The organism is Limnochordia bacterium (genome assembly GCA_023230925.1).
In the GTDB taxonomy this organism is placed as follows: Bacteria; Bacillota; Limnochordia; order DUMW01; family DUMW01; genus JALNWK01.
In genome coordinates this window covers 60,754-72,909 of record JALNWK010000009.1, presented here as the reverse complement: position 1 = coordinate 72,909, position 12,156 = coordinate 60,754, and the positions used below count along the sequence as shown (strand labels likewise).

The following is a 12,156-nucleotide window of genomic DNA, read 5'->3' as shown; positions in this document are numbered from 1 at the left end:
GAACATCATCAACCTCAACGCATGAGGAGCAAACATACGACCGTTGACGTAAGACTGAGATCGCGGGGAAAAGTCTAAACTTTTAGGCTGCCATTCCCTAAACTTCTCGATTGCCAAACACAGCACTTACTCAGCTGGAAGATCCTATCTTTGGTGAAAAAAGAGACTAAGCCATACAGATACACTAGCACCGGGCGTTGATCCTACTGTTATGTGTTCATGACGGACCATTCCTTCCATTATCGTTGATACGAATACAGGCTGTCCCTATCTAGGACATCCCCAACCGCATGACTCAGTGCGGCTTACTGGAACTCTTTAATATCTTTGCCCACTCCAAACCCGTACCTTTACCATGAAAAGCGTTTCTCAAGGTTTCGTCTGCTTCACGGAGCCAGTCTTTTGAATATGCTCAGCGCATGAAAGGGTCACCTTCCATAAAGCAGGTGACCCAACATTGCCTACAAAACCGCAGTATGCGAATGCCGCGGAGTTCGTTTCAGTTACTGTGCTAGTTCCCAGATGACCCTAAGGCATCATCTTCAGCTACATTTCGAGGAATCCTACTTAAGCCCAAGTTCCCTGATGGCAGTAGTTTGAATGTCCTCAAGTATAGGACGAAGTGGTTGCGGCGTGACCCAAGCCTCCCACATGCGTGGCCACCATAGATCAAGAAACTCACGTCCGACCCCTGAAGGAAGCCCCGCAACAGATCTATCTGAATACTCCAAGGCTTCTAGGAAAATGTGATTGCTCACACCCCAATAATCTAAGAATGCGTTAGACATCCCATATTCGCGCAATGGCGGAATTGCTCTTCCTCCATAACCAACAGACATCTTGAGGTCCCAGCCTTCTTCGCCGGTAAGGAACTTCAGCAATTCCCAAGCCTCTTGGGGATACTCAGTGGAAGATGCTATCGCGAACTGATCAACGTAGTAAACTGTGCCACGTCTAGTCCCTTTCGCTGGAACGGCTACATCGTAACTGAAGGACACAGCCTCCAATCCTGGGCGGTACCATGGTCCAAAGGTAGCGATAGCTACACGCTGATCAATGAACCAATCGCCACCCCACGCGTCGTATGGGGCAACGCATTCTACAAGAGTGAGGTCATAATACCAGGTCATAAAGTCAACGAATGCCTGGCTATCTGCATAAACCTCCGTTCCATCCTCGTTAAACAGCGGAGCATCAAACTGAGACTTGATGCTATCCCAATACCACTCATGGGCCGATATGCCAAGCCCAAAAACGTCATTCAGTCCATCCCCGTCAATGTCTTTGGTGAGTTTCTTCGCCTTAGCAATCAGATCATCCCAGGTCCAATCCCCCGGTTCTGTAAGTCCCTGTTGATCAAACAGATCTTTGTTATAATAGGGAACATGATTACTCACATCATATGGGAGCCCATATAGTGTCCCAAACAAGGACGAACCTTCAATAGCCACAGGAAAATACTTGTCAAGGTCGAAATCAGGATCGTTCTTGACGAAATCATTAAGTGGATAGAGCATACCCCGATTTGCGAAATTCTCAAAGTTCCCACTGTTCAGTAGTAGCAAATCCGGTACTGTGCCGCCGCTCCACATCACCAAGTATTTGTCCCGCCCCCAAGGCCCTCCATGAGCCAAGACAACTTCCACCTCAATGTTCGGGTTTGCCTTCATGAATTCCCCAACGATTGTTTCAATATAGGTTGTCTCTATTCCGCCGGTCCAGGTCGCCAGAGTAAGCTTAATCTTTGCATCGGCGTTGAGACTAAATAGAAAGGACATTCCAAGGAGAACAATGATAGTCAGCATACATTTGACTTTTCGAGTGTGGTTAATCGTCATGTGGTATCCTCCTGTTCCTAGTATCTTGTATTATCCTTGACAAAACTCTAAACCATCCTTCTTAACTTTGGCTTTACTTTTGATTTGCAGTATACCGCTACGATTGCCGAATTATTTAGTAATGCACCTCCTTTCCGCGTCCCAATGATTCTATCCGATTTCCTCCTTTCGCCAGATCGCAGGGCTAACAAGAAACCTGCTAAACGAATAGCCTCCACCCATTAGCACATTCCTCGCGATGTCACCGGTTCACTCCATCATTATGTATTGCGTTCCCGACCCATCTTGATTGGTGTCATTCTGACGCGCTGCTTGACTACCATATCTGAAATTGTTTCCGACTTTCTACCTAGCCTTGGGAGATTTGCACAAACCTTAGTCGTATGCTATACCACCCTTTACATCAAGACTGCGTTTGGCTACTAGAAATCCCCACAAAGTCAAGAGCATCGTTGTTCGGCATTCTACCTCTGTATAACTCTTACAAAACCTGTATACGTATACACAGCCGATACGAGAACCGCCCAATGCTGTACTTATGTACCCCCGTATACATAGTCTGAGTAGTAGTCTACTCATCATTCCGCCTAAGGATATGGCTATTTTCTAAGCCAAAGAAGCGATCTTTTTCCACTATTTGTGAGAAGTTAACCCTATTATACCGAACATTTAGGACATCGTCAAGGAACTGCAAGCAATCATTCGCCAAAAAGAGGTGGAACATTAGCGGCGGAGACTGTCGAGAGATGTTTCCTCAAGGGCCATAGCTGCAAAAAAGTTTTTTGGCGGTATCGAGTGGTATCTATACCGAGCTAATCGCTGAAGGATGTCATGGGAGAACACGTCATCGATGCATGCTCTCGGTCTCCGATTAACCCAATTTGTATCATCTTCCGCGAATAAAGATGGGGCTTCTTAGTGTCTTGTCAAGACTATCTTCCAAGGTCCATCTAATGTGTTTGGCAATCGAGAAGTGCAACTGGCTTGCCAGGCAACACTTTTGTGTATTGGCGATTTCTTGCGTATCAACGTGGAGATACTTTTTCCACGAAGAGGAAATACTGGGGCTTTGCGTTTAGTGGCTAGGTTTCGCATCGTAGTGCCACTTCCGATGGTTTGAAGGTGGAGGTGTTCATTAATCAGTACACATCTCCTCATGGAGCTTACTGATCGCTTTCTTCTCAATGCGGGAAACATAGGAACGTGAAATGCCCAGTCGTTTTGAGATCTCCCGTTGGGTTCTACGGGGACCTCCGTTCAGTCCATAGCGCAACTCCAGTACTTCTTTCTCTCGTTTGCCTAGTTTATCCATTTTGCGGAGGAGCCGTTCCTCTTCTATCCTAAGTTCCACAGTCTCCCCGACGTCTTCATCGGAGCTTAGAATATCCATGAGCGTAATCTCGTTTCCTTCCTTGTCAGAACCAATCGGGTCCTGTAGCATTACTTCACCGCGCAGTCTCTTTGTTGACCGCAAATGCATCAGAATCTCATTTTCAATACACCGTGCCGCATATGTAGCCAACCGGGTGTTTCGGTCAACCCGATAGGTATTGATCGCCTTAATTAGTCCGATGGTTCCTATGGAAATCAGATCATCAGCTTCGTTAGAAGTATTCTCGAATTTCTTCACGATATGGGCAACTAGTCGTAGGTTATGTTCAATCAAAACGTTCCTGGCCCGTTCATCACCTTCTTGCATCTCTGCAAGGAGCTTGGCCTCTTCCACTGGTGAGAGGGGCTTGGGGAACACACCACTATTGGTCACATAGGCTGCAAGACACGCCAGACTGTCTATTAGGGAACCTAAGATGGACCTTAGACTATCACTAATAGCCACCTTGTGCCACCTCCGAAGAAGAGTGTTTTACACAAACTCTCTACATCCTATGTCTCGGTGGCACAAAATGTGTATGTCCTGTTACTGGATAGCGGGTCTAGGATCCTAGACTATCGGTAGATGGGTGCTCGGATAACCGTACCAATTGGCACCTGGGGCATTTTCATGTAAATAAGGTCGTTGGGATGGGCTACTTCTCCCCGAGCGGGATCTTGAAAGGTAAACTGGGCTTTGAGAAAAACCGGTTCTTGTCCGGGAAGCAGGAACTCCAGTTCTTCCTGGGGATGCAACGTGTTTCTGACCTCAATCTTGGCCACGCTCTCCTCTTTGTCGTAATCGACAACAATGCCGACAAACCGACAGCCTGCTTTGGTATCCTCATCGGGAGTCACGGCCTCATCTTGTGGGTGACCAAAATAAAACCCGGTGGTATAGGGGCGGTGACTAATCTTGTTGAGTTCTTCCCGTAGATCTTCTAGAATCCCCTGATAGCTCCTGACCGAAGTATAGTAAGCATCGATCGCCCGCCGATAGGCATTGGTTACCGTCGCCACATAATGGACACTCTTCATGCGGCCCTCTATTTTAAGACTGGTAGCCCCCGCTTCAACAAGCTCAGGTAGATGATCAATCATACATAGATCCTTGGAACTAAAGATATAGGTTCCCTGGTCATCTTCTTCCACCGGGAAATACTCTCCCGGTCGTTTCTCCTCAACTACCGCATATCGGTAGCGACAAGGATGAGCGCAATCCCCTTGATTGGCACTTCTGGCCGCCATATAGGCACTAAGAAGACAACGCCCAGAATAGGCCACACACATGGCACCATGGACAAAGCACTCTAGTTCTATCGAGGTCTCCTTGGCAATCTCCCCTATCTCTGCTAGGCAAAGCTCCCTAGCCGCGATCACCCGCCTAATCCCCTGATGAGCCCAAAAGCTCACCGCTGCTCTATTTGTCGTACTAGCTTGGGTACTAAGGTGTAGGGGGAGTTCTGGGGCAACCTCCCTTGCTATGGCCACGACACCAGGATCACTAACAATAATGGCATCGGCACCAATCGCTGAGAGCGTCCGGATATAATCCTTTAACCGGGGGAGTTGTTCATTTCGTGCATAGATATTAACCGTCACATAGACTCTACGACCAAGATCATGGGCATAATCAATTAGTGCCTTCAGATCATCTATGGTATGATTCTTCGCCGAAGCTCTCAGACTAAAGGCTTTTCCTCCAACGTAAACTGCATCGGCCCCATAGAGTAAAGCCGTCTTAGTCTTCTCGGGGCTTCCCCCGCAGGCTAACAATTCGATCCTTTGCACAACATATCGTTCCTTTCCTCACTGAAGCCTTCGCCGGGCCGCCACATGCTCACTGAACGTCTTGCTGAAGTGGTGTCGGCCATCACCCCGAGCAACAAAGAACAGATAGTCCACTTGGGCGGGGTTTAGTGCGGCCTCGATGGACAATACCCCAGGATTACCAATGGGTCCTGGGGGTAACCCGTCATTTCGATAGGTATTATAGGGGGACTCAATCTGTAGGTGGCTATAAAGCAGTCTACTCACGGGCCGATCAAGAATATACTGAATCGTGGGATCCGCCTGTAGGCGCATCCCCTGCTTTAGACGGTTATGATAAACTGCAGCCACCAACGCCCGCTCATCGTGGTAGATAATCTCCTTCTCCACAATAGAAGCAATGGTCACAATCTCATGGATCGTATATTCCGAGTCCGTACTACCTACCACAGGCAAGACCGTCTTGATGAACTGGTCCACCATCCGTTTAATGAGCATCTCTTCTGTGGAGTCGGTGAACAAATAGGTATCGGGATATAAGTAACCTTCCAATGATTCAATTGGTTTCTCAAAGGGAAAGTCATCACCAAAGACCAAACGGCTATCGCTTGCTAGTTCAATGAACCGTTCCTCATCAACTAGGCCCCTGCTCGATAAAATCGCGGCAATTTCCCGAATATTGGCACCCTCCGGAATTGTTACCCTGTAGGTGACCACTTCGCCTTCCCGCAGGCGTCGAATGATCTCCAGCAGGTTCATCGAAGGGCTTAGATTATAATTCCCGGCCATCAGTGCGCCGTCCACACCTAAGACCCGGCTCATCAGAGCAAAGGCATCGCTACTACGTACCAACTCATGTGCATGGAGCATTAGTCCGATCTCGGTGGTGGACATACCAGTGGGAATAGTGACTACGGTCTCAACGGCCGTGTTCTCGCCGGTAAGCGGTAAGGTATAATAACCCAGATAAAACCCTAGCGCGATAACCCCGATTAGAACGCACCAGACTAGCAACCCAATTAGGTACTGAAAGATGCGGGTCCAACCCGCTTTAGGATTACGCACGTACTCCGCAGAAGGAATCGTAAGATCCTAAGCAATTCAAGTCTAGGAATGATACGTTCATTCTGCTTCCTCCCCCTTCCTGAAGCTTACCCCTCACGATAAGTCCATGATAAACAAGCCCCGACTCCTCCATGCTCTTCCTTGAGCGGCATTTATCATAATCCAATCCACCAAGTTTAGTTTTCTAGATTATACCGAAAAAAAGGCCCACCGGCAACTAGGGCAGGCGGGCAAGGTCCTGACCTCGGTTTAAGGAACTACTTCTATCTCTGTGATCTCATCCAAGGCTTCCACTACACGGGCAAACTCATCATCGTTCTCAATGGATACCAAGACTTCCAGTCCCTCTTCATCCTCCTCAAAGCGCAGGATAATGGCTCCTTCTTCGGGATCGTCCTTTGGAACAAGTACAGCATAGGTCTGATCTTCCACAGTCAACACTTCGAATAGGGAAAAACTATGTTCTTTACCCTCTTCATCCTCCAAAATAATGTCATTGTCTTCGTGCATTACCTTCACTCCCCTTCGGATAACTCTTCTTTTCTACTTCGGTAATCCAGGTAATTCTGCAACACAACAGCTGCGGCCAACTTGTCAACAACCTGTCGTCGTTGCTTCCGGCGTACATTCCCTTCAATAAGAACCCGTTCGGCTACCACAGTTGTAAACCGTTCATCAAAGAATACGATCTGGCTCTGCGGACATCTTTTCTGGAGTCGTTGCGCAAACCCCCGTGCTTTTTCCGCCTCGGGACCTTCCTCTCCCGTAGTCCGCACAGGCAACCCCACCACAATTTCCCCTACGTCATACTCTTTCACCAAATCACAAATGGTATGTATGTCTTTTTCCAAACCCCGGCGGGGAATCACACTATGACCTGTAGCCGTAAGTAAAAGAGGATCACTTAAGGCAACACCGATCCGCTTCTGGCCAAGATCCAGTCCCATAATACGCAAATTTACTCTCTCCTAAATAATCTTCAGCGCAAACTCCGGACACACAGCACCACAATACCCACATAGCAGACACTTCTTGCGATCCACCACAGGACCGGTTTCCTCCAAGCTCAAGGCCCCTGCCGGGCATTTTTTCACACAGGTACCGCACTTCTGACACCACGAGTCAATGTGCAAGGTCTTGTCCCTGATAAGACCAGACAAGGTGTCCTGATCCACAGATCTCCCGCTAAAGATCTGGATATTCGTCTCCACCTCTTCAATAGTGCTCATCCCCACCGCCGCTGCATGGGCATAAGGAAAGCTTAGCGCATACCCAAATGCACTAAGCACATCACTAATCAAGTGTCCTCCACCGAGCACCTTCATTAGATAAACACCCTTACCGAGGGCATGTGCCCTGGCGATAGCCTGCTCCATTTTCTCCCGCCCACCGATAATCCCAAGGCCAGCCTTATTCAACAGGGGACTGACCACATCAATCTCGGGATGAGCACACACCGCCTCAACACAGGCCACATGATGGGTGGAAACACCAATAGCCCTGATGATCCCCTTTGCCTTGGCTTCCTGCAGGTAATCTAACGCCGGTCGGTGTCCGCGCAGGGTGAGTTCTGACTCCTGCTCATGGAGCATGAAAATATCAATGACATCTCGATTCAGCATGGTCCTAGCCTCATCCACCGATGCTCTCATTCCTTCAAAAGTATAATCATAGGATCGGCTGGCAATGACCACATCCTCCCTCTGACCTACCGCTTTGGCTATATGGGGATAGCACTGGTACAGTTTTGCTGTATCGATAAAATTCACACCCCGCTCAAGGGCATACCCCATGACCCGAGCAGCCTCTACAACAGATAAATTCCGTTGCAGCGGACCCACAGCTAAAGCACCAAAGCATAGAGGGCTCACCCAAAGATCCGTACTTCCTAGTTTGACTCTTTCCAACACGTCGTCACCGAGATTGTACTACTGGTAACCATTCCAAGATATCTGTGGGGAGGAAAAGTAGAACTCACCCGGCATCCCTTCTTTCTTTAAACTCAGCCCTAACCCCAGGCAGGGTCACTACTTCTTCCCCCGCTCCAAGTTCTTGAGGTAACACTCCACTAGTTCCTCAAGTAGCTCATCCCGCTCCACCGTACGAATTAGGCTCCGGGCCTTGCCATGGCTGGTGATGAAAGCAGGGTCCCCGGATATCAGATAGCCCACAATCTGGCTAACCGGGTTGTACCCTTTCTCCTCCAGGGCCTCGTAGACGCTAGCAAGTACTACGGCTGCCTTGCTCTTCTCCTTTTCCATGCGAAACATAACGGTCTTATCATGTTCTGTCATCGTCTCGGCACGACCCCGCCGGATGTGCCTTTCCCTCCCCTTGTTATTTATTTTTCTAATTGCTCACGCAAAACTCTTTCACCGGCCGCTAAAGCAAGCTCCAGCTTTTCGGGATCCTTGCCACCGGCTTGGGCCATATCCGCGCGGCCACCGCCTCCACCCCCGGCTGCTTTAGCTGCTTCTTTGATCATCGCTCCGGCATTAACACCTAGCTTTACAGCCTCCTTGGAGGCCATTCCGAGAAACAGAGCCTTCCCATCCCGTCGGGAACCAAGCAGCACCACTCCAGACTCTAGCCTTGCCAAAAGCTCATCTCCCATTTCCCGCAAAACCCTGGCATCAGCATTTTGTGCTTCGGCCACAAGCACAGATACACCATCAAGCCTTTTGACCTGGCTTAGCAAACGTTCCACCTGATTTCCGGCCAGTTCTGCCTCGAGTTTACCAATCGTCTTCTCCTTCTGACCCAATTCCTCTAAAAGCTTGTCCACCCGTTCCATTACACCGGCAATACCTACATTCAGTTTCTCACCGAGCCCGCCTAGCAAAGCTGTCTGCTCCTGTACCATATCCAGGGCCTCAAGTCCAGTTACCGCTTCAATCCGACGAATACCAGCGGAAATGGCCCCTTCGCTCACTATCTTGCACAGTCCGATCTGCCCGGTCTGCTGTACGTGGGTACCACCGCATAGCTCCTTGCTGTAATCTCCAACCTGGACCACCCGGACCCTCTCACCGTACTTCTCATCAAATAAGTGCACGGCTCCTTGCTCCAGGGCTTGGCCGATCTCCATCTCATCGGTAACCACCGGGAGATTAGCTAGAATATGCTCATTTACCTGTCGTTCCACCCGGTTGAGCTCATCCTTAGATAGGCCCTTCAAGTGAGTAAAGTCAAAACGTAGTCCCTCGGGCGTAACCTGGGATCCTGATTGGGCCACATGATCGCCTAGTACATCTTTTAGGGCTTGATGCAGAAGGTGAGTGGCTGTATGGTTTCTAGCGGTGGCAAGACGCCTGGTGTCATCAATAGCTGCACAAACAACATCGCCTACGGAAAACTCACCTTGAAGGATCTCCACCCGATGCACGATTAGCCCTTCCTTAGGGCGAGTAACATCTATCACCTGTGCTTGACCTTGGGAAGAGGTAACAGTACCAATATCTGCAACCTGCCCGCCACTTTCAGCATAGAAGGGTGTCTGGTCCAATACTATTTCAACTGATTTATCGGAACTGGAGACTCGATCGACCATCCCGCCTTCCTTCAATAAGGCGACAATCTTTGCTTCCCTTTGCCATGATTCATAACCCTTAAAACAACACTGTACATCCTTGAGATTATCATAGGACTCCTCTGTATCCCCTAGGTAACCCTTACTCTTATGTTGGGCGGCCCGGGCCCTTTGCCGTTGCTGCTCCATTTCCTCCCTAAAACCGGTAAAATCCAGTTCCAAACCTGATTCCTTGGCAATCTCCGCGGTTAGCTCCACCGGGAAACCATAGGTATCGTAGAGGCGAAAAGCATCGGCACCGACAATCATCTTTTGATTCTGCGCCTTTGTCTTTTGCACAATCTCATCGAGGAGATTACCCCCCTGGACTAAAGCTGCCGAAAAACGATCTTCTTCCTGCTCTAGAACCTCCTGAATATACTCTAGACTTCCGCAAATCTCGGGATAACCCACACCCATTAACTGGACGACCTTCTCGGCCAATTGGGCGGTGAAAGGCTCCACAATACCTAGTAATCGTCCATGGCGCACTGCCCGCCGCAATAGGCGGCGAAAGACATAGCCCCGCCCCTCATTACTTGGTACTACTCCATCATGGGCTAGAAATACAGCACCCCGCATGTGATCAGTAATCACCCTTAATGAGACGTCTTTCTTCGGGTCCTCTTTGTACTTACAACCAGCAAGCTGGGCTACCTCGTCGATGAGGGCACGCATTAGGTCAATTTCAAAGATGTTCTCGACTCCCTGCAGAATCGTCGCCACCCGATCGAGGCCCATCCCTGTATCAATACCAGTCTGATCGAGACGGGTCAGGTTCCCCGCTTCATCTTGATGGTACTGAATAAAAACCAAATTCCAAAACTCTAAGAAGCGTTCACAATCGCAACCGGGTTTGCAGTCGCTGCTACAAGCATAGGCATCACCCCGATCGTAATGCAGCTCAGAGCAGGGACCACAGGGACCAACACCGATCTCCCAGAAATTGTCCTTTCGACCCAGACGAACAATCCGATCCTTAGGGATACCAATACACTTATGCCATAGGTCAAAGGCCTCATCATCATCCTCATAAATCGTGATCCATAAACGTTCAACAGGAAACTTCAAGTGTTTAGTCACAAACTCCCAGGCAAACTCGATCGCTTCCTTTTTGAAGTAATCCCCAAAGGAGAAGTTCCCCAACATCTCAAAGAAGGTACCATGTCGTGCAGTAACGCCAACATTATCTATGTCGGCAGTCCGCAAGCACCGTTGACAGGTAGTCACCCGGCGATACTGGGGCGTCTCCAAACCCAGAAAAAATGGTTTGAAGGGCACCATACCCGCACCAGTAAGTAACAGTGTTGGATCATTATGGGGTACCAAAGAGGCACTCGGTAAGCGTTTGTGCCCTTTACTCTCAAAATAACTTAAGAACCGCTCCCGCAGTTCATTACCAGTCCAGCTTTCCATTAGTCTTCCTCCTAAAACCCACCTGTGACGCACTTTGTAAGCATTTTAACCGTACCCCGATCATACCAGATAATATTTCAAATGACAACAAGCACTAGCCTTCCCAAAAGCAAGCGTAGCGCCATAGATAGGAGCCAAGGATCTTTAAGATTGCCGCAACGGGCACTGCTAAAAGCATCCCCAAAATCCCAAGGAGACTGGCACCGGCCAAGACAGCGAAGATGACCGTAAGAGGATGTAATCCCACACGTTCACTGAGAATACGGGGGGCCAGGAGGCTAGACTCCACTTGATTTGCCATAGCAAAGATCACAATCACCCATAGGGCCTTAACCGGTGATTCGGCCAGGGCAAAGACCAAGGCCGGGATCGCGCCCATCACTGGGCCAAAGTAGGGAATGAGGTTAAACACACCGGCCAGAAGACCGATTAACACCGCAAACTTCACCCCGGTCAATAGCAGCCCGATGGTAATCAACAGCCCCACCAGCAAAGACACCAAAAGCTGCCCGCGAATAAACCCTGCGAGAACCTGGTTGATCTCAGATAGCATGGAAAGAATCTGGTCCTTGTTGTCGAGGGGAAGAATTGCTTGAAATCTGTCAGCAAAACTGGACCAATCCCGCAGAAGATAGTAGGCCAGAATCGGGGAAATAACCAAGGCGGCGGCTCCGGATAATAACCCAAACAGGGTCTCAGTAGCCCGACGAACCAGTTGATCGGACAGTTCCTGGAGTCGATCCAAGGCTTGGATAATGATGTTATCTAAAAAGAGAGGGACTTTGATCCTCCTAAATCCCGAAACAGCTTTGTGAAAGGAAGCGGACAAACCATCCACTTGGGTAGGCAGTCCTTCCAAGGCTTCATTAAACTCCCGGGTGATTACCGGGAGTAAGAGAACCACAAACAAAACGACAATCACAACGATTGTACAGTAGGTAACCAGAATAGCTGTCGTACGGGGAACCTGTCTTGCTTCCAGAAGGCACACCGGGGGATTGGCCACATAAGCAATGAACCCTGCAAAGACAAAGGGGGGCAAGATCATCCGCACCCGAATCAGAAATATGACTAAGGCAAGCAGGGCCAATGCGCATACTACCCGGTGTGCCCTATGATTCAAACCTT

The 12,156-nt window shown here is 49.2% G+C and carries 10 protein-coding genes; all 10 read right to left on the bottom strand.

The window, feature by feature from the left end; genetic code table 11:
- Positions 1 to 563: 563 nt before the first annotated feature.
- The 10 genes from M0Q40_03370 to M0Q40_03325 all read right to left on the bottom strand — a co-directional run bounded on the left by M0Q40_03370 (position 564) and on the right by M0Q40_03325 (position 12,151).
- On the bottom strand, positions 564 to 1,838 hold the full coding sequence (locus M0Q40_03370; GenBank protein ID MCK9221657.1) for a sugar ABC transporter substrate-binding protein: 1,275 nt from the start codon (positions 1,836 to 1,838) through the stop codon (positions 564 to 566).
- A 1,135-nt stretch (positions 1,839 to 2,973) separates the two neighbouring features.
- Positions 2,974 to 3,675, bottom strand: coding sequence for an RNA polymerase sporulation sigma factor SigK (sigK, locus tag M0Q40_03365; GenBank protein ID MCK9221656.1), 702 nt, complete (start codon positions 3,673 to 3,675; stop codon positions 2,974 to 2,976).
- Positions 3,676 to 3,785: 110 nt separating this feature from the next.
- Entirely contained in the window at positions 3,786 to 5,000 is a 1,215-nt protein-coding gene (locus M0Q40_03360; protein ID MCK9221655.1) for a U32 family peptidase, read from the bottom strand.
- A gap of 18 nt (positions 5,001 to 5,018) precedes the next feature.
- Positions 5,019 to 6,044, bottom strand: a complete 1,026-nt coding sequence (gene mltG, locus M0Q40_03355; protein ID MCK9221654.1) for an endolytic transglycosylase MltG — start codon at positions 6,042 to 6,044, stop codon at positions 5,019 to 5,021.
- 249 nt (positions 6,045 to 6,293) lie between these two features.
- Positions 6,294 to 6,554 carry a DUF1292 domain-containing protein gene (locus M0Q40_03350; GenBank protein ID MCK9221653.1) on the bottom strand — a complete coding sequence of 87 codons (261 nt, stop codon included), beginning with the start codon at positions 6,552 to 6,554 and terminating at the stop codon, positions 6,294 to 6,296.
- A 5-nt stretch (positions 6,555 to 6,559) separates the two neighbouring features.
- Positions 6,560 to 7,000: a Holliday junction resolvase RuvX gene (ruvX, locus tag M0Q40_03345; protein ID MCK9221652.1), complete on the bottom strand. Its 441-nt coding sequence runs from the start codon at positions 6,998 to 7,000 to the stop codon at positions 6,560 to 6,562.
- A gap of 12 nt (positions 7,001 to 7,012) precedes the next feature.
- Positions 7,013 to 7,951 (bottom strand): aldo/keto reductase, encoded by a 939-nt coding sequence (locus tag M0Q40_03340; GenBank protein MCK9221651.1) that lies wholly within the window; start codon positions 7,949 to 7,951, stop codon positions 7,013 to 7,015.
- Between the two features lie 120 nt (positions 7,952 to 8,071).
- A complete protein-coding gene (locus M0Q40_03335) occupies positions 8,072 to 8,338 on the bottom strand; it encodes an IreB family regulatory phosphoprotein (GenBank protein MCK9221650.1) in 267 nt (88 codons plus the stop codon).
- A gap of 47 nt (positions 8,339 to 8,385) precedes the next feature.
- Positions 8,386 to 11,028 carry an alanine--tRNA ligase gene (gene alaS, locus M0Q40_03330; protein ID MCK9221649.1) on the bottom strand — a complete coding sequence of 881 codons (2,643 nt, stop codon included), beginning with the start codon at positions 11,026 to 11,028 and terminating at the stop codon, positions 8,386 to 8,388.
- A gap of 94 nt (positions 11,029 to 11,122) precedes the next feature.
- Positions 11,123 to 12,151 (bottom strand): AI-2E family transporter, encoded by a 1,029-nt coding sequence (locus tag M0Q40_03325; protein ID MCK9221648.1) that lies wholly within the window; start codon positions 12,149 to 12,151, stop codon positions 11,123 to 11,125.
- Between the last annotated feature and the right edge of the window lie 5 nt (positions 12,152 to 12,156).